Annotated in this window: 26 protein-coding genes and 1 pseudogene; all 27 read left to right on the plus strand. The window is 47.9% G+C overall.

Going from position 1 to position 24,414, the window contains the following annotated elements; genetic code table 11:
• Positions 1–195: 195 nt before the first annotated feature.
• Positions 196–2,557 (plus strand): annotated as a pseudogene (locus tag HF894_RS07590) (TonB-dependent receptor plug domain-containing protein); the annotation flags it as partial.
• Between the two features lie 109 nt (positions 2,558–2,666).
• Positions 2,667–3,854, plus strand: a complete 1,188-nt coding sequence (locus HF894_RS07595; RefSeq protein ID WP_204971548.1) for an alkaline phosphatase family protein — start codon at positions 2,667–2,669, stop codon at positions 3,852–3,854.
• A gap of 230 nt (positions 3,855–4,084) precedes the next feature.
• Positions 4,085–4,591, plus strand: a complete 507-nt coding sequence (locus HF894_RS07600; protein ID WP_204971549.1) for an HU family DNA-binding protein — start codon at positions 4,085–4,087, stop codon at positions 4,589–4,591.
• A gap of 52 nt (positions 4,592–4,643) precedes the next feature.
• Positions 4,644–4,775, plus strand: a complete 132-nt coding sequence (locus HF894_RS07605) for a smalltalk protein (protein WP_021846435.1) — start codon at positions 4,644–4,646, stop codon at positions 4,773–4,775.
• Positions 4,772–5,278, plus strand: coding sequence for an N-acetylmuramoyl-L-alanine amidase (locus tag HF894_RS07610; protein WP_204971564.1), 507 nt, complete (start codon positions 4,772–4,774; stop codon positions 5,276–5,278). Before HF894_RS07605 ends, HF894_RS07610 begins: the two co-directional genes overlap by 4 nt.
• Positions 5,279–5,645: 367 nt before the next feature.
• A complete protein-coding gene (locus HF894_RS07615; protein ID WP_204968601.1) occupies positions 5,646–8,870 on the plus strand; it encodes a SusC/RagA family TonB-linked outer membrane protein in 3,225 nt (1,074 codons plus the stop codon).
• 11 nt (positions 8,871–8,881) lie between these two features.
• Positions 8,882–10,882, plus strand: a complete 2,001-nt coding sequence (locus tag HF894_RS07620) for a RagB/SusD family nutrient uptake outer membrane protein (protein ID WP_204971550.1) — start codon at positions 8,882–8,884, stop codon at positions 10,880–10,882.
• Positions 10,883–11,046: 164 nt separating this feature from the next.
• Positions 11,047–11,829 carry a glycoside hydrolase family 16 protein gene (locus HF894_RS07625; RefSeq protein ID WP_204971551.1) on the plus strand — a complete coding sequence of 261 codons (783 nt, stop codon included), beginning with the start codon at positions 11,047–11,049 and terminating at the stop codon, positions 11,827–11,829.
• 37 nt (positions 11,830–11,866) lie between these two features.
• The gene (locus tag HF894_RS07630; RefSeq protein ID WP_246593173.1) at positions 11,867–14,182 is read left to right on the plus strand and encodes a glycoside hydrolase family 20 protein; all 2,316 of its coding nucleotides are present in this window, start codon (positions 11,867–11,869) and stop codon (positions 14,180–14,182) included.
• A gap of 86 nt (positions 14,183–14,268) precedes the next feature.
• On the plus strand, positions 14,269–14,583 hold the full coding sequence (locus HF894_RS07635; protein ID WP_021846442.1) for a DUF3467 domain-containing protein: 315 nt from the start codon (positions 14,269–14,271) through the stop codon (positions 14,581–14,583).
• A gap of 160 nt (positions 14,584–14,743) precedes the next feature.
• Positions 14,744–15,145 carry a 30S ribosomal protein S12 gene (rpsL, locus tag HF894_RS07640; RefSeq protein ID WP_021846443.1) on the plus strand — a complete coding sequence of 134 codons (402 nt, stop codon included), beginning with the start codon at positions 14,744–14,746 and terminating at the stop codon, positions 15,143–15,145.
• Between the two features lie 148 nt (positions 15,146–15,293).
• Positions 15,294–15,770 (plus strand): 30S ribosomal protein S7, encoded by a 477-nt coding sequence (gene rpsG, locus HF894_RS07645; RefSeq protein ID WP_021846444.1) that lies wholly within the window; start codon positions 15,294–15,296, stop codon positions 15,768–15,770.
• Between the two features lie 52 nt (positions 15,771–15,822).
• A complete protein-coding gene (gene fusA / locus HF894_RS07650) occupies positions 15,823–17,940 on the plus strand; it encodes an elongation factor G (protein ID WP_204971553.1) in 2,118 nt (705 codons plus the stop codon).
• 86 nt (positions 17,941–18,026) lie between these two features.
• Positions 18,027–18,332, plus strand: coding sequence for a 30S ribosomal protein S10 (rpsJ, locus tag HF894_RS07655; protein ID WP_004291244.1), 306 nt, complete (start codon positions 18,027–18,029; stop codon positions 18,330–18,332).
• A gap of 22 nt (positions 18,333–18,354) precedes the next feature.
• Positions 18,355–18,972 (plus strand): 50S ribosomal protein L3, encoded by a 618-nt coding sequence (gene rplC / locus HF894_RS07660; RefSeq protein ID WP_204971554.1) that lies wholly within the window; start codon positions 18,355–18,357, stop codon positions 18,970–18,972.
• A complete protein-coding gene (gene rplD / locus HF894_RS07665; protein WP_075317980.1) occupies positions 18,972–19,598 on the plus strand; it encodes a 50S ribosomal protein L4 in 627 nt (208 codons plus the stop codon). Before rplC ends, rplD begins: the two co-directional genes overlap by 1 nt.
• A gap of 18 nt (positions 19,599–19,616) precedes the next feature.
• Positions 19,617–19,910: a 50S ribosomal protein L23 gene (gene rplW, locus HF894_RS07670; protein ID WP_075317979.1), complete on the plus strand. Its 294-nt coding sequence runs from the start codon at positions 19,617–19,619 to the stop codon at positions 19,908–19,910.
• A 5-nt stretch (positions 19,911–19,915) separates the two neighbouring features.
• Positions 19,916–20,740 (plus strand): 50S ribosomal protein L2, encoded by an 825-nt coding sequence (rplB, locus tag HF894_RS07675; RefSeq protein ID WP_022020054.1) that lies wholly within the window; start codon positions 19,916–19,918, stop codon positions 20,738–20,740.
• Between the two features lie 20 nt (positions 20,741–20,760).
• A complete protein-coding gene (gene rpsS / locus HF894_RS07680) occupies positions 20,761–21,030 on the plus strand; it encodes a 30S ribosomal protein S19 (protein ID WP_002558070.1) in 270 nt (89 codons plus the stop codon).
• A 39-nt stretch (positions 21,031–21,069) separates the two neighbouring features.
• The gene (gene rplV / locus HF894_RS07685) at positions 21,070–21,480 is read left to right on the plus strand and encodes a 50S ribosomal protein L22 (RefSeq protein WP_204968607.1); all 411 of its coding nucleotides are present in this window, start codon (positions 21,070–21,072) and stop codon (positions 21,478–21,480) included.
• A 5-nt stretch (positions 21,481–21,485) separates the two neighbouring features.
• The gene (gene rpsC, locus HF894_RS07690) at positions 21,486–22,217 is read left to right on the plus strand and encodes a 30S ribosomal protein S3 (RefSeq protein WP_075317977.1); all 732 of its coding nucleotides are present in this window, start codon (positions 21,486–21,488) and stop codon (positions 22,215–22,217) included.
• Positions 22,218–22,240: 23 nt separating this feature from the next.
• Entirely contained in the window at positions 22,241–22,675 is a 435-nt protein-coding gene (gene rplP / locus HF894_RS07695; RefSeq protein WP_005656538.1) for a 50S ribosomal protein L16, read from the plus strand.
• 5 nt (positions 22,676–22,680) lie between these two features.
• Complete coding sequence (gene rpmC, locus HF894_RS07700; protein ID WP_075317976.1) at positions 22,681–22,878, plus strand: 50S ribosomal protein L29; 198 nt, start codon at positions 22,681–22,683, stop codon at positions 22,876–22,878.
• On the plus strand, positions 22,875–23,144 hold the full coding sequence (gene rpsQ, locus HF894_RS07705; RefSeq protein ID WP_111936070.1) for a 30S ribosomal protein S17: 270 nt from the start codon (positions 22,875–22,877) through the stop codon (positions 23,142–23,144). The genes rpmC and rpsQ overlap by 4 nt, the downstream gene beginning before the upstream one ends.
• A 2-nt stretch (positions 23,145–23,146) precedes the next feature.
• The gene (gene rplN, locus HF894_RS07710; protein ID WP_075317975.1) at positions 23,147–23,512 is read left to right on the plus strand and encodes a 50S ribosomal protein L14; all 366 of its coding nucleotides are present in this window, start codon (positions 23,147–23,149) and stop codon (positions 23,510–23,512) included.
• A 23-nt stretch (positions 23,513–23,535) separates the two neighbouring features.
• Positions 23,536–23,856, plus strand: coding sequence for a 50S ribosomal protein L24 (rplX, locus tag HF894_RS07715; protein ID WP_075317974.1), 321 nt, complete (start codon positions 23,536–23,538; stop codon positions 23,854–23,856).
• Complete coding sequence (gene rplE / locus HF894_RS07720) at positions 23,856–24,413, plus strand: 50S ribosomal protein L5 (RefSeq protein WP_075317973.1); 558 nt, start codon at positions 23,856–23,858, stop codon at positions 24,411–24,413. Before rplX ends, rplE begins: the two co-directional genes overlap by 1 nt.
• Position 24,414: the final 1 nt, after the last annotated feature.

Here is a 24,414-nt window from a genome sequence, read left to right on the forward strand (position 1 = left end):
TGTTTCATTCGTTTGTCCAAGTACGTATCTTTCCTGTCGTGACGCCGTGCTTCGTCATCCCCTGACGCAGTGCTTCCTGGGGGCGTCATGCTGTGCTTCGTGACAGTCTCAGAAAGTGCTGCCTTGTCCTGTAAGGCAGCACTTCGTCGGACTGTATGGTGGCGTGCTGTGGGGGAGGGGACATGTCATGTGACGGGCGGTACGCCTATCTCGATGGATGCCATCGACGAGGTGCAGGTTGTGGTGACCCCGTTTGACGTGCGCCAGACCAACTTCATCGGCGGCGGTATCAACGCCGTGACCAAGTCTGGTACGAACACGTTCAAGGGAACGGCCTACGTCTATCACAACAACGAGAACATGCACGGTAACCGCATTGACAATGCCGACCTGGGCGAACGCGGTACGAACCGCAATACGACCTATGGTTTCACCTTGGGTGGCCCGATCGTGAAGAACAAGCTCTTCTTCTTCGCCAACGCCGAGTATGCCAAGATCCCGTCGGTCATCAACCGCTGGCGTGCGTCGGAAGACGGCGTGGCCGATCCGGACAACTACATCTCTGAACAGCCGTTTTGGCAACAAGATTTCCAACCAGTTGTTGTTCACCTATACGAACATCGATGACGTGCGCGGCTCCAACTCTTCGCCCTTCCCCTTCATCGACATCATGGGTGGCTACGAGACGGCTGCCGACGGGACGGTGACCCAGAGCCTGACGCCCTACATGAGCTTGGGCTACGAGCTGTTCTCTCACAACAACCGCGTGCAGAACAAGGTGTTCACCGTGACCGACAACTTTACCTACTATGCCGGCGAGCACAAGATCACCGCGGGCTTCAGCTACGAGCACCAGCTGGCCAACAACGCCTACATGCGTGGCGGTACGGGTTACTACCGCTACCGTTCGCTGGACGACTTCCTCAACGGTGCGGCTCCCGAGACTGTAGGTCTGGCCTACGGCTACAACGGCGAGACCAACCCGAATGCTGAAGTGGTGTTCAACCAGTATGGCCTGTATGCACAGGACGAGTGGAACATCCTGGAGAACCTGAAACTGACGGGCGGTATCCGTTTCGACATGATCGCCTTCAACGACGACGACCTGATGCGCAACAACGCCATCTATGACCTGGACTTCGGCGGCCGCCACATCGACACCGGCGCCTGGCCCGACGGCAACGTGCAGATTTCGCCGCGTATCGGTTTCACCTGGGACGTCTTCGGCGACAAGAGCCTGAAGGTGCGCGGCGGTACGGGACTTTTTGCCGGTCGTCTGCCGTTGGTATTCTTCACCAACATGCCGACTAATTCGGGTATGGTGCAGAACCTGGTGCATGCCGATACTTATTATTCGTCGAATGGTGTTGTGACCTCGTCTGACCCTCGTTTGCAGAATTTTGCCGGCGGACTGGTGACGGATGTCAACAAGATCCGCGAGCTGCTCGGTGCGCCCGAATCGATCAGCCCCGACCAGGGTACGGTGCCCAGCGAGATTGCCGGTGTGGACAAGAACTTCAAGATGCCGCAGGTATGGAAGTCGTCGCTGGCCGTTGACTACCAGCTTCCTGTGACCTTCCCGTTGACCCTGACCGGTGAGTTCACCTATACGAAGAACGTGAACGCCGTCATCCTGGACAACTACAACATCAAGCCCATCGATTCCAGCTGGGAACAGTTGCAGGGTGCCGACAACCGTTACATTTATCCGAGCGACTACCGCTACTATAAGGACTTCAGCAACGCCTGCGTGCTGACCAACACGCATAAGGGCTACGGCTGGACTCTGAATCTGACGGCCACTGCCGAACCGGTGAAGAACCTGCAGTTGATGGCTGCCTACACGCATACGGTGATGAAGGAAATGTCCGGCATGCCGGGTAGCAACGCTTCGTCGGCCTGGTCGGGACTGTACTCGGTGAACGGCCCGAACAACGTGGAGCTGCAGAACTCGCGTTACGTCATCCCCGACCGCGTGATTGCTTCCGTCAGCTACACCTATCATAAGGACCACTTCAGCCTGTTCTACACCGGTTACCGTGGTGCAGGCTATAGCTTCGTCTATTCGAACGACCTCAACGGCGACGGCAACAACACCGACCTGATGTACATCCCCAAGGACGACAGCGAAATCCACTTCACCAACGAGAGCGACCGCCAGCTCTTCTGGGACTTCGTGGAGCAGGACAGCTACCTGAAGAACCACAAGGGTGAGTATGCCGAGGCCTACAGCGCCTTCGCTCCCTGGGTACACCGCTTCGACTTCCGCTGGGCGCACGACTTCGACCTGAAGCTGGGCAAGGCCACGAACAAGCTGCAGCTGAGCGTGGACATCATGAACGTGGGCAATCTCTTCAACTCCAAGTGGGGCGTAGAGAAGAACATGAGCAACTGCAACGGTGGCGCCATCCTGAAGGTGGACAAGGTGGAGAACGGCACGCCCTACTTCTCCATGTTCAAGAACAGCGACGGCACGCCGCTCACCAGCTGGACGTTCAACCGCAACTACGACCAGTGCTGGAAGATGCAGATCGGTGTGAAGTACTACTTCAATTAATGGAGAATTGATAATTGAGAATTGAAAATTGAAGAGAGGGCAGCAAAATCGGCGCGTTTGAAGAAAAAGCCGTATCTTTGCTGCCCTCTTTCTTTTTTATACTCGCGTCATGAGAAAGTTTGTACTGTTTATATTCCTATTTGTCTCCCTCGGCCTGTATGCCGGCGGGCATACGACGATCATCGTGTCGCTCGACGGCTTCCGCTGGGATTATCCGCAGATGTACGACACGCCGTTTCTCGACTCCCTGGGTCGTCGCGGTGTTCGCGCGGTGATGCGCCCCTCGTTCCCCTCGAAAACGTTCCCCAACCACTACACGCTGGCCACGGGCCTGGTGCCCGACCATCACGGCATCATCGCCAACAAGTTTTACGACGTAGCCTCGGGCCGCACCTTCAGCATCGGCGACAAGGTGACGGGCAAGGATGGCTCGTTCTACGGCGGCGAGCCCATCTGGCTGACGGCTCGCCGGCAAGGTGTCAAGGTGGGTGTAGTCTATTGGCCCGGTTCCGATGTAGCCATCCGGGGACAGTATCCCGACTATTATCAGGACTATGCCAAGAAGCCCTTGCTGACCTTTGAACAACGCTTCGACGAAGCCGAACGGTTGCTGACGCTGCCCGACAGCCTGCGTCCGCAGCTTGTCATGGTCTACTTCGAAGAACCCGATTATAGCGGGCACGTTTATGGTCCGGCTTCCCACGAGACCCGTCGTGCCGTCGAGGAACTGGACTCGCTGCTGGCCGGTTTTTATGCCCGGCTGCGTGCCTTGCCCGGAGGTGGGGACATCAATTTCATCGTCACCTCGGACCACGGCATGGCGCCGACCTCGCCCCAACGTATCATCCGCCTCTCGGACTACCTGCAGCCCGACTGGTGCGAACGCGTGCTGGCCGACCTGCCCACCTTGATTTTCCCCAAGGCCGGGCACGAGGACGACATTCTGAAAGCTCTGGAACGGGCGCCCCATCTGCGTGTGTGGCGTCGGGAGGACGTGCCTGCCTATCTGCGTTACGGATCGAATCCGAATGTGGCTCCCATCGTGGCGCTGCCTGACAATGGTTGGCTGGTGTCCGAGGACGGACGGGTGAAGCTTGGTAACCACGGCTTCGATCCCACGGCTTCGGACCTCTGCGTGCCCTTCCGTGCCGAAGGTCCTGACTTCAAGCACGGATATGTACGCACTGAGCTGTTCGACAATACCTGCATCTATCCGCTCCTTGCCCATCTGCTAGGGATCGACCCTGCGCCATGCGATGGCAGTGTCAGTCAGATCGTTGATCTGCTGGAACATTAGGAATGCTTTCCGCCTGGAAAAAGGAGTGTGTCAGACTGAAACAGAAGTTCATATCTCTGTCTGATACACTCCTTCCTTTTTACTCCTTTTATTACCGTCCCTTATCGACATGCATCGCCCATGAGCTCGGGCGTATGTACTAACTTTGTAGCAGGAAAAGGGGAGAGGCGCCCTCCCCGTTTACCGCTGAGAATTTATCTGCGTATTAACCTGCTAAAAGTAAAAAAACTATGCCAACTGCTTACAAAGTAATGAAACGCGTCATCCAGTTGGGTGACCGTAGGGGTGAGACCGTCTACAACGTGGCTCCTGTGTGCTATGGCACGCTGACTACCGACGACGTGGCTCGCCAGATTGCCGCCGAGTCCACCGCCAGTCCCGGCGACGTGAAGAACGTACTCGACCGCTATGCCTATTATGTGTCCGAGAACCTGAAGAAAGGTTATGCCATCGAACTCCTGGGTTTCGGCAAACTTTACCTGCGTTTTGTCAACGGCAAGAGCGTCAGTGCCGAGAAGGATGCGACCGCTGCGCTGGTGAAAGCGCTTGTGCCCGGCTTCCGTCCCTCGTTCACGATGGTGAACAACAGCCGTATCTACGACCTTATTCCCGACAAGATCAGTCTCGTGAAGTATACCGGTACAACCGTACCTGCCGGCGAGGACGATACTTCGGGCGGTGAAGACCAGGGCGGAGAAGACCAGGGCGGAGAAGAAGAGGGAGGCAGTCCGCTGTAAAGTCCTTACACCTTCACAGTCATTCATTATTAACTTCTAATCTGTTGTCAACATGAACACAACTTCCAATTCTTCGAAAATCACCTGGGCCTCTATTGTGAAGGCCATTATCCAGGCAGCCATTGCTGCTCTGACGGCACTCGGTATTACCAGTTGTACACCTTTTATTCCTTTCCTGGCATGACCGACGACCGTTATCCCCTGACTGTTGGTGGCGAGGAGGTGCCGGGCGAACAGGCCCTCCTCGCCCGTGTGGAGGACGGCGAGTTGATGGGCGGACCAGACAGTGTCCGTTACCTCGTCCTTCACTGTTCTGCCACCCGCTGTACGCAGGATTACACTGCCGAACAGCTTCTGCACGACCATCGTGCCCGTGGTTTCCGCACCGTGGGCTATCATTTCTACGTCCGCCGCGACGGCAGCCTGACCCAACATCGCGGCCTGCTGGAGGTGGGTGCTCACTGCCGTCCATACAACCGCTGCTCCATCGGCGTCTGCTATGAGGGCGGACTCGACGCCCAGGGTCGTCCGGCCGACACCCGCACACCGGCACAGACCGAACGCCTGACAGATCTCTTTGCCCGCTTGCGGCGCCTCTTTCCCCAGGCTGTAGTCTGTGGTCATCGCGATCTGCCCGGGACTTCGCCCAAGGCTTGCCCTTGTCTGGATGCAGGGGCGCTGTTTTAATGGAAATACTGTGCAGGTTTATGGTTTTAATAGTGGATCTATGTTATGCTTTCACTATAGATTAATGCTAGTATAAAATTAGGGTTCGAAAGAACCCTTTTTTATGTCTATAGGTGTAGAGGATACTTTTGTGAGAAATTTTGCTGTCTTCTTGCAGGAAAGGGTACTTTGTTTTGAAAAAAGTGAGAGCCTGTTCTGCGACAGTTTTCTCTTTAATATTCGAAAGAGTGCATTTTATATATTTTTTTTCGTAAATTATGCTTTAATTAAATTATAATTTTTATCTTTGCAAAGTAATACATGAAAATTTGTTAACCAAACGCCCCTGCCTTTGGGGACGCTATATTAATTTAATCTACAAAAAATCATGAACCGAAAGTTTAGATCAGTTAGCCTTTGGCTGTTCTTGGGGCTTATGAGCACAGGAATGGCTTATGCGATACCTAATCATACGGTATCGGAATCTAATGTAGTTCAGCAGGGCTCTGTATGTAAAGGTGTGGTGAAAGACGCCGCAGGTGAAACCGTTATTGGTGCTACCGTTTTAGTGAAAGGTACAACGAATGGTACGGTAACGGGAATCGATGGTGACTTTCAACTTTCCAATGTAGAGAGAGGAGCTGTAATCCAAATTTCTTTTATCGGTTATCAGACCGTTGAGGTGCCCTGGCAAGGAACACCTCTTCAAATAACACTGAAAGATGATGCGCAGGCATTGGATGAGGTTGTTGTGGTAGGTTATGGCACTCAGAAGAAAGTGAATGTGACGGGTGCCGTAGGTATGGTTGACTCCAAGGTGCTTGCTGCACGTCCGGTAACTAATGTGGCTCAGGCATTGCAAGGTACAGTACCGGGCTTGAACTTCACGGTAGGAAGCGAAGGTGGTGCGCTCGATGGCTCCATGAGCTTTAATATCCGTGGCGTCGGTACGATTGGTGATGGATCGGGGTCTTCTCCGTTGGTTTTGATTGACGGTATCGAGGGTAGCCTTAATTCGCTGAATCCTAATGATATTGAGTCTGTTTCTGTCCTGAAGGATGCTGCGTCTGCTTCTATTTACGGTGCACGTGCTGCATTCGGTGTAATTTTGGTGCAAACTAAGAAAGGAAAAGCAGGTAAGGCACGTGTGAATTATGGCGTGAATGTTCGTTTTAGTGATGCTGTTACGGTTCCTGAAATGATGGACTCCTATACCTTCGCACAATATTTTAATCGTGCAGCTGAAAATAGAGGTGATGCTGCTCCGTTCAGCGCAGAAGCTTTGCAGCGCATTAAAGATTATCAGGACGGAAAACTGACAACGGTATGTACCTTTAATGAGACTACCAGACGCTGGAATAATTATACGGGTTCCAATGCCAATACGGACTGGTTTAAGGAATTTTATAATGACTGGGTGCCTTCGCAGGAGCATAATGTAAGTATCGCCGGTGGTACGGACAAGATACAGTATACATTGAGCGGTAGCTTTATGGATCAGAACGGTTTGTTGCGTCATGGCGATGACAACTTGCAGCGTTATACTGTGAATAGCAACATAACGGCTAACGTGACCGATTGGTTCAAGGTGAGCTATTCTACGAAGTGGACGCGCGAGAACTTTGAACGCCCGTCTTATTTGACCGGTTTGTTCTTCCATAACATTGCTCGCCGCTGGCCGACTTGTCCGGCGTACGATCCGAACGGTTATCCGATGGATGGTATGGAAATCATCCAACTGGAAGATGGTGGTAAACAGCGCAATGAAAAGGATTTGAATACACAGCAGTTGCAGTTGATTTTTGAACCCATTAAAAATTGGACTATTCATTTGGAGGGTGCTTTGAGAACTACTAACACGCGTCAACATTGGGAAGTATTGCCAGTTTATGCTCACGATGTAGATGGCAATCCGTATGCTGTTTCTTGGGATGGAGGTGGTTCCTATGCAGCAGGTGCTTCCAGAGTCAATGAATATTCGTATAAAGAAAATTATTACAGTACTAATATTTATACGGACTATTTCAAAGAATTCGATAGTGGCCATTATTTTAAAGTAATGGTTGGTTTCAATTCTGAATTGTATAAGACTGCAAATCTAACAGGGCAGAAGAATACTTTGATTTCTAATTCTGTTCCAACACTGAATACAGCTACAGAATCTCCGACGACTTCGGGTGGCTATGCCCACAATGGTGTAGCCGGTTTCTTCGGGCGTATCAACTATAGTTACAAAGACCGCTATATGGTGGAGGTGAACGGACGTTACGATGGTTCTTCCCGTTTTATTGGCGATAAGCGCTGGGGTTTCTTCCCTTCCTTCTCTTTGGGTTGGAACGTGGTGAATGAAGAATTCTTTGCTGGTATTGCTGAAAAGGCTAATATGAACATGCTGAAAGTACGTGGATCTTGGGGACAGTTGGGTAATACGAATACCAATGATGCCTGGTATCCGTTCTACCAGACAATGCCTCAGGGATCAAACTACAATTGGTTGGTGAACGGTGTACGTCCTAACTATGCTTCATTGCCGGGCATCGTATCTACATTGAAAACGTGGGAAACCATTGAAACGTGGGACATCGGTTTGGACTGGGCTTTCTTCAACAACCGATTGACCGGTTCGTTCGACTACTTCGTACGTTGGACGTATGACATGATTGGTCCGGCTCCTGAACTTCCATCGATTCTGGGTGCTACTCCTCCGAAAATCAACAATGCCGACATGAAGTCTTACGGTTTCGAGTTTGAGTTGGGCTGGAGAGATCAGATTGGTGACTTCTCCTATGGCGCGAAATTTACATTGGCCGACGACCAACAGAAGATTACAAGTTATCCGAATGAAAATCTGAAACTTTCGGAAGCCTATTATCCAGGCAAGATGCTGGGCGAGATTTGGGGATATGAAACAGTAGGTATTGCTCAGACGCAAGAAGAAATGGACGCTCATCTGGCTAAGGTAGACCAGTCTTCATTGGGTAGCAAGTGGGGGGCCGGTGATATCATGTATGCCGATCTTGATGGAAACGGTGTCATTTCGAATGCCGATAATACGGTAAACAATCCAGGTGACCGCAAGGTGATTGGTAACAGTACGCCGCGATTCAAATATGGTGTTACGTTGGATGCTGCTTGGAAAGGCATTGACTTCCGTATTTTCTTCCAGGGCGTGGCTAAGCGCGACTATTTGATGAATGGTCCCTACTTCTGGGGCGCTAACGGTGTAGGTATGTGGCAAGCTACTGGTTTCAAGGAACATTGGGATTTCTGGCGTCCGGAAGGTGACCCCTTGGGTGCCAACACCGATGCTTACTATCCGCGTGTAATAAGGAATGATAGTAAAAATATGCGTGCACAGAGCCGTTATCTGCAGAATGCTGCCTATTGCCGTATCAAGAACTTGCAAGTAGGCTATACGTTGCCGAAGGCTTGGACTGATAAGGCTGGCATGTCTTCAGTACGTGTATACATTTCCGGTGATAACTTGTTCACATTCTCGCACATGTCCAAGATCTTTGACCCGGAAGCTTTGGAAAGTGCCTATAATGCAGACAACGGTAAACTTTATCCGTTGCAGCGTACGATATCTGTTGGTTTGAATGTTAACTTCTAAATTGATCACTTATGAAACTGAAAAATATTTTCCTGAATACAATTGTGCTTGCCGGAGGATTGTGTGTCTCTTCTTCGTGCAATGACTTCCTGGACATGAAGCCGCTGGACCAAGTGACGCCGGGCGAATACTTCCAGACTGCCGACCAGGTGGGCGCTTACTGCATCTCTCAGTATAACGGCTTGTTCTCCACCCACAGCGGATACGGAGCCGGTACCGTCAACAACGACAAGAACACCGACAACATGGTGGCCGGCGGATACAGCGCGGCTTATTTCGAAAAAGGACAATGGCGTGTGCCCAATACGGGTGGCTGGGACTTCTCGATGATACGTTACTGCAACTATTTCTTCGAGACGGTCATCCCCAAGTATGAGGCCGGACAGATTACGGGAGACGACGCCGCAATCCGCCATTACATCGGCGAGATGTACTTCATCCGCGCGTGGACGTATTACAGCAGACTCAAGTCCTTCGGCGACTACCCCATCGTGACCAAGGTGCTGCCGGACGTCAAGGAGGAACTGCTGGCCCACTCGGCACGCCGTCCGCGCAACGAGGTGGCACGCTACATCATCAGTCAGCTGGACTCGGCCGCCATGTACATGTCTGAAGACATCTCGGGCAACAAGACCCGCCTGACCAGAGACTGCGCCCTGCTGGTGAAGTCGCGCGTGGCGCTGTATGAAGCGACGTTCGAGAAGTATCATCGCGGCACGGGCCGTGTGCCGGGCGACGCCAACTGGCCGGGCAAGAAGCTCTATCCCGACTATTCTACCGACATCGACCAGGAAATCAACTGGTTCCTGGATCAGGCCATGGCAGCTGCCGAGCAAGTGGCCGACAAGATCACGCTGACTGAGAATACCGGCCTGACCAACCCGACCGGGCCGACCGCCATCACGAACTGGAATCCTTACTTCGAGATGTTTGCGGCCGAAGACATGAGCGTCTATCCGGAAGTGCTGTTCTGGAAGGACTATCTGATCTCGGGTGACGTGGCTATCTCACACGGTACGCCCGCCTATATCTATAGCGGTGGCAACAACGGTATGCTGAAGAGCTTTGTGGACTGCTTCGTGATGGAAGACGGTCTGCCTTACTACAAGTCTTCCAACTATCAGGGAGACAAGCGCATCATGGACGTGAAGGCTCACAGAGACCCGCGCCTGCAGCTCTTTCTGCTGGGCGAGGATGACATGTTGCCTTCCAAGGACTCGGAAGACGGCACCTTCAAAGCCTTTGCGCAGCCGAACGTTATTAGTACTGAAGCACAGACAATAGACCAGACCGGATACCGCATCCGCAAATGCCTGACATATGATCACACTCAAATTCATTCCGGACAGGCGCAGTCCACGACGGGAAGTATCATCTTCCGTGCGGTGGAAGCCTACCTGAACTACCTGGAGGCTTACTATGTGAAGAACGGCCGTGTGGACGGAAAGGCTGCCCAATATTGGAGAGCCGTCAGAACCCGTGCGGGCATCAATCCCGACTATACCTACTCCATCAACAACACCGACTTGGCTCAGGAAACTGACCTGGCGGCTCATCCGGGCGGATATGAAATGGACGCTACGCTGTACAACATCCGCCGCGAACGCCGTTGCGAGTTTATCGGCGAAGGTATGCGTTGGGATGACCTGATCAGATGGAGAGCATGGGATGCCTTGCTGACTACCAAGTTTATTCCCGAAGGCTACAATTTCTGGGATGAGGCTTACAAAACGTATGAATTGCCTGATGGTACGGATGAAATCAATGATGATCCGAATAGCCCGACGGCTAATATGTCATCAAGACTTGTCTCGAAATATGTCCGTCCGTTTGCTAAGGTGAAAGCTAATAATGCTGTTTATGATGGCTTTACATGGGCTAAAGCTAATTATCTTAGCCCGATAGCTATTAACGAAATCAAATTGGCTTCTCCAGACAACTCTGTTGATAATTCGGTCATTTATCAAAATCCTTACTGGCCGACAGAGATTGATGGAACGGCTATTGAATAATTTGAATATAGTAAGCTTTGGGTTCTTATAAGACCTGAACTATAAATAGGTATTGATAACATAAATGAAGAGGGCAGTGTTTGGCTGCCCTCTTTTTCTAGTTTGAAATCATGTTTTTTGTGGTAGCCCTTTTGAATGGGCCGTAGATATATAGTTTTTGGAATATGAAGATATTTATTAAATTTGTAGCAAGTTTGTTAGCTGTGTCTTTTTTCGCATCCTGTGCTCGTGAGCCTCGTTGGGTATTGGCTTGGGAAGAAACGTTTGATGGGGAGGTGCTTGACTCCACTGTCTGGAGCCGGATACCTCGAGGTCGAGCAGATTGGGCCAATACGCAATCGTTGGATGAGCGTTGTTTGGAATTGAAAGATGGTATTCTCTACTTGAAAGGAATTGTGAATGATGATCGTACAAAAGATACGGCAGCTTTTCTTACTGGGGGTATTTGGAGTAAAGGGAAATATGCCTTTCGTGGAGGGAGGATTGAGGTCTGTGCTAAATTACAGGCCGCACAAGGAGCATGGCCGGCTATTTGGATGCTTCCCTTTGAACAACGCGCAGGCTGGCCGCATGACGGTGAAATTGATTTGATGGAACGGCTGAATTATGATTCTATTGTTTATCAGACGGTTCATAGCCATTATACATATGATTTAGGTATAAAAGATTATCCAGCTCATGGTGGAACTGCCTCTATTGATCCTGATGACTATAATGTTTATGGAGTGGATATTTGGCCGGATAGTTTGGTCTTTCATGTCAATGGGGTACGTACATTCTGTTATCCCAAGATAAGAACAGATGAGGAAGGACAGTTCCCCTTCGATGTACCTCAATATCTATTGATAGATATGCAATTGGGGGGGCAATGGGTTGGTCCGGTGGACGCAGGAGATCTTCCGGTTGAAATGCAGGTAGACTGGGTAAAACATTATCAGTGGAAGTGAGTATTGAAAAATAATGTAGATATATATCATGGGAAAAATGATTTTTAATAGTCGGATGCTGGTGCTGGTTGTATGGACTTGTTTGTTTGCAAGCGGATTACAGGCTCAGGATTCGGCGTCGGTACGTATCGTTCCCCGTCCGGTGGAAGCTGTTGCTGTAGCGGGAACGTTTCATATTACTTCGTCAACTGTGGTGTCGGTGGGTGATGAAGGATTGAAACCGCTGGCCGAATATTTCAGTTCGCTTTTTGTACGTCCGGCGGGCTTTTCGCTGAAAGTATGTGTGGGCGGTCAGGGGAATATCCGTCTGGAACGGGTAGATGATTTGTCTGCTGAGGCTTATCGACTGCACGTGGATAGTAACGGAGTGCTTATTGAGGCGGGTGGATATGCTGGGGGCTTCTATGCCTTGCAGACGCTTCGGCTGACTTTGCCTGCGGCTATAGAGTCTTTCTCACCAGTCGAAGGTGTCGATTGGACGATACCTGCCATGCACGTGGTTGATAGTCCTCGTTTTGCATATCGTGGGTTGATGCTGGACGTGTCGCGTTATTTTATTCCCAAGGAAAATGTGCTTCAGATTATTGACTGCATGGCGATGCTTAAACTGAACAAACTTCACCTCCATCTGACGGACGATAATGGCTGGCGGTTGGAGATCAAACGTTATCCTCGTTTGACGGAGGTTGGTAGTCGGAGGGTGAATCGTAATGGCGTGCCCTTTCCCGACCGTCGGAATCCTTTGCCCGGCGAATCTACTTCGGTCGGTGGCTACTATACGCAGGACGACATGCGTGAAATCATTGCCTATGCACAGGCACGGCAGGTGGAGATTATTCCGGAAATAGACATGCCCGCTCACTCGAACGCTGCACTGGCAGCTTATCCGGAATTGGCTTGTCCGGTGGTGGACAAATATATCGGTGTATTGCCCGGGCTGGGCGGCGACCATGCCGATATTATTTATTGTGCGGGTAACGAGCAGACGTTCCATTTCCTGGAAGGCGTGATAGACGAAGTGGCTGCCCTTTTCCCCTCGAAATACATTCACTTGGGTGGCGATGAAGCCTGGAAAACCTACTGGAAGAAATGTCCCCTGTGCCAGCAGCGTATGAAGGATGAGAATCTGCCGGACGAAGAGGAACTGCAGAGTTACTTCATGCGCCGCATGAGCCGCTACGTGCAGAGCAAGGGGAAGGAAGTGATGGGATGGGACGAGCTGACGAACGGAATCTTGCCTGAGGGTGCGATCATCTTCGGCTGGCAAGGCTTTGGTAATGCAGCTTTGAAGGCAGCTGCACAGGGACACCGTTTCGTTATGACGCCTGCTCGCCTGCTCTACCTCATCCGTTATCAGGGCCCGCAATGGTTTGAACCGCTTACCTATTTTGGCAACAATACGCTGAAAGATGTCTATAATTACGAGCCGATACAGGATAATTGGAAACCGGAGTATGAGCCATTATTGATGGGTGTACAGGGGTCCATGTGGACGGAATTCTGCAACCATCCTTCTGATGTGACCTATCAGGTGTTTCCCCGTTTGGTGGCCGTGGCTGAAGTCGCTTGGTCGCCCAAAAGTAGCAAGGACTGGCCGACGTTTGTCGAGGCGCTGGACGGCTATCTGGCACATTTACAGGCTAAAGGTATTCAGTATGCCCATTCTATGTATAATATCCAGCATACGGTGACGCCGGTTGATGGTAAACTAAAGGTGGATCTTATGTGTGAACGTCCTGATGTGGAGATACGTTATACGACTGATGGCATGGAGCCGGGAGTAGAATCTGCATTGTATGAAAGCTCGTTGATACTGAACGGTGATGCTGTGATAAAGTGTGCTACTTTTTGTGATGGAAAGAAAATGGGAAAAACGTTGGAGTTGCCATTGGATTGGAATCTGGCTACAGCGAAACCTTTATTGGGACTTCCAGCTCCGGCGAATATTTTGGTGAATGGTCTTCGTGGTAGTTTGAAACAAACGGATTTTGAATGGTACACGGGAGATATGAACCGTCCGTTGACTTTTACGGTGGACCTGCTGAAAAGTTATGAATTGACGGAATGTGCAGTGGGTTGTATTACCAATTATGGAATGGGCTGCCACAAGCCGCGGGTGATGAAGGTAGAGGTGTCGGACGATAATAAGGCATTTGTTCCTGTGGGTAGCCTGAGCTTTTCTGACGCGGAGATTTTTAAGGAAGGCACTTTTATTGAGGATTTGAAGTTGAAGGTGGATGTGAAGGCCCGTTACGTGCGTTTTATACTTGACGGGCCGGGAAACTGTCCATCAGACCATGTGCGTCCCGGACAGCTTTCACGCATTTACGTGGATGAAGTAGTTATTCGCTGAGGATATTGAGACGGTTTGTTTCAGATTTGGTAAATCTGGTACAAACCGTTAACTTTGTAGCATAAATCTAAAATGCAATAGAAATCATGGACAATCAGGAAATTAACAACAATGGACAAATACAGATCGAATTGAAGGAAGATGTGGCACAGGGAACTTATGCCAATCTGGCTATCATTACTCACTCCAGCTCAGAATTTATTCTCGATTTTATCAAAATGCTGCCGGGTATGCCGAAGGCTAGTGTCCAGTCGCGTATCGTTCTTGTGCCCGAGCATGCTAAACGTTTGCTGCGTGCATTGGAAGAGAATATCGAGAAGTATGAACGGGCTTTCGGACCGATCCGTATGAAGGACGAGATGGATTTTCCGCCTTTGACAAACGTGAAAGGAGAGGCATAATGTAGGCTGTTTGTAACAGAGTGTAGACGAGCTAGTGGGCTGAAAATCAAAAAAAATATAGATGATCATTGGTTATTCAAATATTATTCGTATCTTTGCAGCCCGAAAAAGTGTATGCTTGAAAATTAATACAACAATATAATAACTAAAAACAATTAAAATGCCTACAATTCAGCAATTAGTAAGAAAAGGACGCCAGGTATTGGTTGACAAGAGTAAGTCGCCTGCCTTGGATTCATGTCCTCAAAGACGTGGCGTTTGCGTGAGAGTGTATACAACCACTCCGAAAAAACCGAATTCAGCTATGCGTAAGGTAGCTCGTGTGCGTTTGACTAACGGTAAGGAGGTGAACTCCTACATTCCGGGTGAAGGTCATAACTTGCAGGAACACTCTATTGTATTGGTACGTGGCGGTCGTGTGAAAGACCTTCCGGGTGTACGTTATCACATCGTTCGTGGTACGTTGGATACCGCCGGTGTTGCCGGCCGTACTCAGAGACGTTCCAAGTATGGTGCTAAGCGTCCGAAACCGGGTCAGGCAGCTCCCGCAAAAAAGAAATAAGCTGTAAAAATAGAAAGTAAGTAAAGTAAAGATTTACGTTTTAGTTTGCTTGGATAGATGCTACAGGTTGAGTAAATCTGCCGGAGGGCGGATTGAAGAAGACAGAAGTAAACAACCAAGAACGAAAACATTATTCATTTAAAGAAAAATGAGAAAAGCAAAACCAAAAAAACGCGTTATCCTGCCGGATCCCGTGTTCAATGATGTGAAAGTGTCCAAGTTTGTGAACCACTTGATGTACGACGGAAAGAAAAATACCTCTTATGAGATTTTCTATGCCGCTTTGGATGTAGTTAAGAACAAAATGCAGAATGAAGAAAAATCTGCATTGGAGATTTGGAAAAAGGCTTTGGATAATGTAACTCCTCAAGTTGAAGTAAAATCCCGCCGTGTAGGTGGTGCTACTTTCCAGGTTCCGACTGAAATTCGTCCTGATCGTAAAGAGTCCATTTCGATGAAGAACTTGATTATCTTTGCTCGTAAACGTGGTGGTAAGTCTATGGCTGACAAGCTGGCGGCTGAAATTATGGATGCCTACAACGAACAGGGTGGTGCATTCAAACGTAAGGAAGATATGCACAGAATGGCTGAGGCTAACCGTGCGTTCGCTCATTTCCGTTTCTAATTACTGCAAGCGTAACCTGTTTTAGATAAAAACTTAAAGTAAAGGGATTAAAATGGCAAAGCAAGATTTACATTTGACACGTAACATCGGTATCATGGCTCACATTGATGCCGGTAAGACTACAACTTCAGAACGTATCCTGTTCTATACTGGTTTGACTCACAAAATTGGTGAGGTGCACGATGGTGCAGCTACTATGGACTGGATGGAGCAGGAGCAGGAACGTGGTATTACTATCACATCTGCTGCTACGACTACGCGTTGGAAATATGCAGGTGATACATATAAGATTAACCTGATTGATACTCCGGGACACGTGGACTTTACTGCTGAGGTTGAGCGTTCGTTGCGTGTGTTGGATGGTGCCGTCGCTGCTTACTGTGCTGTAGGTGGTGTGGAACCGCAGTCTGAAACTGTATGGCGTCAGGCTGATAAATACAACGTTCCCCGTATCGGTTACGTGAACAAGATGGACCGTTCGGGCGCTGATTTCTTTGAAGTAGTTCGCCAGATGAAGGATGTGCTGGGCGCTAATCCGTGTCCGGTTGTAATTCCTATCGGCGCTGAAGAAAACTTCAAGGGTGTAGTCGACCTGATTAAGATGAAAGCCATCCTGTGGCATGACGAAACGATGGGTGCTGACTATGACGTAGAGGAAATCCCCGCCAACCTGAAGGACGAAGCTGAAGAATGGCGCGGCAAGATGCTGGAAACAGTAGCCGAATATGACGACGCTTTGATGGAGAAGTTCTTCGACGATCCTTCGACCATCACTGAAGAGGAAATCCTCCGTGGCCTGCGTGCCGCTACCCTGAAGATGGACGTTGTGCCGATGTTGTGCGGTTCGTCTTTCAAGAACAAGGGTGTGCAGACACTGCTCGACTACGTTTGCGCCTTCCTGCCTTCTCCGCTGGATACTCCGAACATCGTGGGTACCAACCCCAGCACAGGTGAAGAAGAAGACCGCAAGCCGAGCGAAGACGAAAAGACTGCCGCTTTGGCGTTCAAGATTGCTACTGACCCCTACGTTGGTCGTCTGACTTTCTTCCGTGTATATTCCGGTAAGGTAGAAGCCGGTTCCTATATCTACAACAGCCGTTCCGGCAAGAAGGAACGCGTTTCCCGTCTGTTCCAGATGCACTCCAACAAGCAGAACCCCGTTGAAGTTGTTTCTGCAGGTGATATCGGTGCAGGTGTAGGTTTCAAGGATATCCGTACGGGTGATACGCTTTGCGACGAAGAAGCTCCGATTGTACTCGAGTCTATGGACTTCCCCGATCCCGTTATCGGTATCGCTGTTGAGCCCAAGACTCAGAAGGATATGGACAAGCTGTCCAACGGTCTGGCCAAGCTGGCTGAAGAAGACCCGACCTTCACCGTTCGTACCGACGAGCAGACTGGTCAGACAGTTATCTCCGGTATGGGTGAGCTTCACCTGGATATCATCATCGACCGTCTGAAACGTGAGTTCAAGGTTGAATGTAACCAGGGTAAGCCTCAGGTTAACTACAAGGAAGCCATCACGAAGACTGTCAACCTCCGCGAGGTTTATAAGAAGCAGTCGGGTGGTCGCGGTAAGTTCGCCGACATCATCGTAAACGTTGGTCCGGTGGATGAAGATTTCAAGGAAGGCGGATTGCAGTTCATCAATGAAGTTACCGGTGGTAACATTCCTAAGGAATTCATCCCCTCTGTACAGAAGGGCTTCCAGACTGCCATGAAGAATGGTGTATTGGCTGGCTTCCCGATGGACAGCATGAAGGTGACGCTGCTTGACGGTTCGTTCCACCCGGTTGACTCCGACCAGCTGTCGTTCGAAATCTGTGCCATCCAGGCTTACAAGAACGCTTGCTCCAAGGCAGGTCCTGTTCTGATGGAGCCCATCATGAAGCTGGAAGTTGTAACTCCGGAAGAAAACATGGGTGACGTTATCGGTGACTTGAACAAGCGTCGTGGCCAGGTAGAAGGTATGGAATCCAGCCGCTCCGGTGCCCGCATCGTGAAGGCAATGGTTCCGCTGGCAGAAATGTTCGGTTACGTAACAGCTCTGCGTACCATCACTTCCGGCCGTGCCACTTCATCCATGAGTTACGATCACCATGCTCAGGTATCGACTTCTATCGCGAAGGCAGTACTCGAGGAAGTGAAAGGTCACACAGAATTGCTCTAAAGAAAATCTAGAAGCCCGCAGGTTAGCGTATGACTCTTAACCTGCGGAGCTTCTCCGTTTAATAACAAGTTTAACTATAAACACTAATGAGTCAAAAAATTAGAATCAAATTGAAATCTTACGACCACAACTTGGTTGACAAGTCAGCTGAGAAGATTGTAAGAACAGTGAAGACGACGGGCGCCATCGTTAGCGGTCCTATTCCTCTTCCTACGCATAAGCGTATCTTTACTGTGAACCGTTCGACTTTCGTTAACAAGAAGTCGCGTGAACAATTCGAGCTCTCTTCTTACAAGAGACTGATCGACATCTATAGCTCTACTGCTAAGACTGTTGATGCTCTGATGAAGTTGGAGTTGCCGAGTGGTGTGGAAGTAGAAATCAAAGTGTAAGTGTATTTAAAAATTTAGTGAAATGCCAGGATTATTAGGAAAAAAAATCGGAATGACATCCGTTTTCAGTGCCGAGGGTAAAAATGTACCATGCACTGTTATCGAAGCAGGTCCTTGTGTTGTTACTCAAGTGAAGACCGTAGAAAAAGATGGCTATGCTGCCGTTCAGCTGGGTTTCCAGGACAAGAAGGAAAAGCATACTACGAAGCCGTTGATGGGTCACTTCAAGAAAGCCGGAGTAACACCCAAGAAACACTTGGCTGAGTTCAAAGAATTTGAGACCGAACTGAATCTCGGTGACACAGTTACCGTAGAACTGTTCAATGGCGTTGACTTCGTAGACGTTGCCGGAACATCCAAAGGTAAGGGTTTCCAGGGCGTTGTTAAGAGACATGGTTTTGGTGGTGTAGGTCAGACTACTCATGGTCAGCACAATCGTGCCCGCAAACCGGGTTCTATTGGTGCTTGTTCTTATCCTGCAAAAGTTTTCAAAGGCATGCGCATGGGTGGACAGATGGGTGGTAACAGAGTAACTGTTCAAAACCTGCAAGTATTAAAAGTAATCGCGGAGCATAACCTCCTCTTGGTGAAGGGTTCTATTCCCGGTTGCAAAGGTTCAATCGTAATAATTGAAAAATAATGGAAGTTAGCGTATTTAACATTAAAGGTGAAGACACCGGAAGAAAGGTTGCGTTGAACGAATCTATCTTCGGCATTGAGCCCAATGACCATGCCATCTACCTGGATGTAAAGCAGTTTATGGCTAACCAGCGTCAGGGTACTCATAAGTCAAAGGAAAGAAGTGAAATCAGCGGTTCTACTCGTAAGATCGGCCGTCAGAAAGGTGGTGGTGGTGCACGTCGTGGTGACATGAACTCGCCTGTATTGGTTGGTGGTGGACGCGTTTTTGGTCCTAAACCTCGTGATTATTACTTCAAGTTGAATAAGAAAGTGAAGGCGCTCGCTCGTAAATCGGCTTTGTCATATAAGGCTCAGAACGATGCAATTATCGTTGTTGAAGACTTCACTTTTGAGGCTCCTAAGACCAAGAATTTTGTAGAAATGACAAAAAATCTTAAAGTTTCTGATAAGAAGCCGCTTGTAGTATTACCGGAAGCAAATAAAAACGTATATTTGTCAGCTCGTAACGTGAAAGACGCTAACGTGCAGATAATCTCAGGGTTAAATACTTACAGAGTATTGAACGCTGGGGTTCTTGTGCTTACTGAAAGTGCACTTTCTGCTATCGACAATATCTTAATTTAAAGTAAGGAGGCTTAAATAATGGGATTTATTATTAAACCGTTGGTGACAGAGAAGATGACTGCAATAACTGACAAGCAGAACAACCGTTTTGGTTTTGTCGTGCGTCCTGAAGCTAACAAATTGGAAATTAAGAACGAAGTTGAAGCTCTCTACAACGTTACAGTGGTTGATGTGAACACCATAAAATATGCTGGCAAGAATAAGAGCCGCTATACGAAGGCTGGTCTCATCAATGGACGTACAAATGCTTATAAGAAAGCAATCGTTACGTTGAAAGAAGGAGATACTATTGATTTTTATAGCAATATTTAATACAAATGGCAGTACGTAAATTTAAGCCCACAACACCGGGGCAAAGACATAAAATTATTGGTACTTTCGAAGAAATTACTGCACGGGTACCAGAAAAGTCTCTTGTATTTGGTAAGAAATCCTCAGGTGGTCGCAACAACGAAGGTAAGATGACCATGCGCTACATCGGTGGCGGTCACAAGAAGGTAATTCGTATCGTTGACTTCAAGAGAAATAAAGACGGTGTGCCAGCAGTGGTTAAGACAATTGAATACGATCCGAATCGTTCGGCTCGTATCGCTTTGTTGTTTTATGCTGACGGCGAAAAAAGATATATTATTGCTCCCAATGGATTGCAAGTTGGTGCGACTTTGATGTCAGGTGAAAATGCAGCTCCAGAGATTGGAAATGCACTTCCTCTTCAGAATATTCCGGTTGGTACTGTAATTCACAATATCGAATTACGTCCGGGTCAGGGTGCTGCTCTGGTTCGTTCAGCTGGTAATTTCGCTCAGTTGACTTCAAGAGAAGGTAAGTATTGTGTTATCAAATTGCCTTCAGGTGAAGTTCGTCAAATTCTTAGTACTTGTAAGGCTACTATCGGTAGCGTTGGTAACTCGGATCATGGTTTGGAAAGCTCCGGTAAGGCCGGTCGCTCTCGTTGGTTAGGTCGTCGTCCGCGTAACCGTGGTGTTGTAATGAACCCGGTTGATCACCCGATGGGTGGTGGTGAAGGACGTGCTTCCGGTGGCCATCCGAGATCTCGCAAGGGATTGTATGCTAAGGGTCTTAAGACAAGAGCTCCGAAGAAACAATCGTCTAAGTATATTATTGAGAGAAGAAAGAAGTAATCTGATTAATCGAGAATATTATGAGTCGTTCATTAAAAAAAGGTCCGTATATTAACGTTAAGCTGGAAAAGAAAGTTCTTGCCATGAACGAAAGCGGCAAGAAGGTTGTGGTTAAGACTTGGGCCAGAGCTTCAATGATTTCGCCTGATTTTGTAGGCCATACCGTTGCAGTTCACAATGGAAATAAATTCATACCTGTGTATGTTACAGAAAACATGGTAGGTCATAAGTTGGGTGAGTTTGCCCCAACACGTACCTTCAGAGGCCATGCTGGTAACAAGAAGAAATAAAAACAGGTTTTACTACTGAAATAAAAAAGTAATAATATAATGGGAGCAAGAAAAAAAATATCGGCTGAAAAAAGAAAAGAAGCCCTTAAGACCATGTATTTTGCAAAATTGCAAAATGTTCCTACTTCCCCCCGTAAAATGCGTCTCGTGGCTGACATGATTCGCGGGATGGAAGTGAACAGAGCGCTTGGCGTCTTGAAGTTCTCTTCAAAAGAGGCTGCAGCAAGAGTAGAAAAGTTGCTGCGCTCTGCAATTGCTAACTGGGAGCAGAAAAACGAACGTAAGGCTGAAAACGGTGAACTGTTCGTAACCAAGATTTTTGTTGATGGTGGTGCTACGCTGAAAAGAATGCGTCCGGCTCCGCAGGGTAGAGGTTACAGAATCCGCAAACGTTCAAACCATGTGACACTGTTCGTTGGTTCTAAAAGTAATAACGAAGATCAAAATTAAGGTAAATGGGACAAAAAGTTAATCCAATAAGCAACCGTTTGGGAATTATCAGAGGATGGGATTCCAATTGGTATGGTGGAAAGAATTACGGTGATTCTTTGCTGGAAGATAGCAAGATTCGTAAATATTTGAATGCTCGTCTTGCAAAAGCCAGTGTATCAAGAATTGTTATTGAACGTACGCTGAAACTTGTGACTATTACCGTTTGTACTGCACGTCCGGGTATTATTATCGGAAAAGGTGGCCAGGAAGTTGATAAGTTGAAAGAGGAATTGAAGAAGGTTACCGATAAGGATATTCAGATTAACATCTTCGAAGTGAAAAGACCTGAACTCGATGCCGTTATCGTGGCTAACAACATCGCTCGCCAGGTAGAAGGAAAAATCGCTTATCGCCGTGCTATCAAGATGGCTATCGCAAATACAATGCGTATGGGCGCTGAGGGTATCAAGGTTTTGATTTCAGGACGTTTGAATGGCGCTGAAATGGCTCGTTCTGAAATGTATAAGGAAGGAAGAACTCCGTTGCACACTTTCAGAGCAGATATTGACTATTGTCATACTGAAGCATTGACAAAAGTTGGTCTTCTCGGTATCAAAGTTTGGATTTGCAGAGGCGAAGTTTACGGAAAGAGAGAATTGGCTCCGAACTTTACACAAAGCAAGGAAAGTGGCCGTGGAAGCAATAGCGGAAACAATGGCGGAAAGAACTTCAAAAGAAAGAAAAATAATCGCTAAACGAATTTGATTTTTTAGGAACTATGTTACAACCGAAAAAGACAAAATTCAGAAGACAGCAGAAGGGCCGCCAGAAAGGTAATGCTCAGAGAGGAAACCAGTTGGCTTTCGGCTCTTTTGGAATTAAAGCTTTGGAAACGAAGTGGATTACAGGACGCCAGATTGAAGCTGCGCGTATCGCTGTAACAAGATATATGCAACGTCAAGGACAGATTTGGATTCGTATCTTCCCGGACAAACCTATCACGAGAAAGCCTGCTGATGTACGTATGGGTAAAGGTAAAGGTAGCCCCGAGGGATTTGTGGCTCCTGTTACTCCGGGTAGAATTATTATTGAGGCTGAAGGAGTATCTTACGAAATCGCGAAAGAGGCCTTGCGCCTGGCAGCACAGAAGCTTCCCATCACTACGAAGTTTGTGGTAAGACGTGATTATGATATTCAAAATCAAAATGCGTAAAGAGTATGAAGATAGCAGAAGTTAAAGAAATGTCTACCACGGATTTGGTAGAAAGAATCGAGGCAGAAGTAGCTAACTACAATCAGATGGTGCTGAACCATTCTATTTCTCCTTTGGATAATCCTGCTCAGATCAAACAATTACGCAGGACAATTGCGCGTATGAAAACTGTATTGCGCGAAAGAGAACTTAACAATAAATGATGAGTTTGATGGAAGCAAGAAATTTAAGAAAAGAAAGAACAGGGATTGTGTTGAGCAACAAGATGGACAAGACGATCACAGTTGCTGCCAAGTTTAAGGAAAAACACCCCATTTATGGTAAGTTCGTTAGCAAGACGAAAAAATACCATGCTCATGATGAAAAGAATGAGTGCAATATCGGTGATACTGTACGCATTATGGAGACTCGTCCTTTGAGCAAGACAAAGAGATGGAGATTAGTAGAAATTGTTGAAAAAGCGAAGTAATTATGATACAAGCAGAATCCAGACTTACAGTATGTGACAACAGTGGAGCTAAGGAAGCTCTCTGTATTCGCGTTTTGGGCGGTACAGGTCGTCGCTACGCTTCTGTAGGAGACGTAATTGTCGTTTCTGTCAAGAGCGTCATCCCTTCAAGTGATATTAAAAAAGGTGCAGTGTCTAAGGCTTTGATTGTACGTACGAAGAAAGAAATTCGCCGTCAGGACGGTTCTTATATTCGTTTTGATGACAATGCTTGTGTGCTGTTGAACAATGCAGGCGAAATCAGAGGTAGCCGTATTTTCGGACCGGTAGCTCGTGAATTGCGTGCTGCCAACATGAAAGTGGTGTCACTCGCTCCTGAAGTACTTTAATTTTTTTGTAAAAGATTTAAGTAATGAGTAAATTACATATTAAGAAAGGCGATACGGTTTACGTAAACTCTGGTGAAGACAAGGGTAAAACCGGTCGCGTATTGAAGGTTCTTGTGAAGAAGAATCGTGCCATCGTTGAAGGTATCAACATGGTTTCTAAGAGCACGAAGCCGAGTGCAAAGAATCCTCAAGGTGGAATTGTGAAGCAGGAAGCTTCTATTCATATTTCAAACTTGAACCCGGTTGATCCGAAGACTGGCAAAGCAACTCGTATTGGTAGAAAAGTGAGTGCGGATGGCACTTTAGTGCGTTATTCTAAAAAATCAGGAGAGGAGATTAAGTAATGAGTAATACTGCTAGCCTTAAGAAAGAATATGCAGAGCGCATCGCACCTGCATTGAAATCACAGTTCCAGTATTCTTCTTCTATGCAGATCCCTGTGCTCAAGAAGATTGTTATCAATCAAGGTTTGGGTATGGCTGTGGCTGACAAGAAGATTATTGAAGTAGCAATTAATGAAATGACTGCCATTACAGGTCAAAAGGCTGTGGCAACAGTTTCACGTAAAGATATCGCAAACTTCAAGTTGCGTAAGAAAATGCCTATCGGTGTAATGGTAACATTGCGTCGTGAGAGAATGTACGAATTCTTGGAGAAGCTTGTTCGTGTAGCTCTTCCTCGTATCCGTGACTTCAAGGGTATTGAAAGTAAATTTGATGGTAGAGGTAACTATACGCTCGGTATTCAGGAACAGATTATCTTCCCTGAAATCAATATCGACAGCATTACCCGTATTCTTGGTATGAACATCACTTTCGTGACTTCTGCACAAACAGATGAAGAAGGTTATGCTCTGCTGAAAGAATTTGGTTTACCGTTTAAGAACGCAAAAAAAGATTGAT

Source organism: Caecibacteroides pullorum (genome assembly GCF_019239235.1).
GTDB lineage: Bacteria > Bacteroidota > Bacteroidia > Bacteroidales > Bacteroidaceae > Bacteroides > Bacteroides pullorum.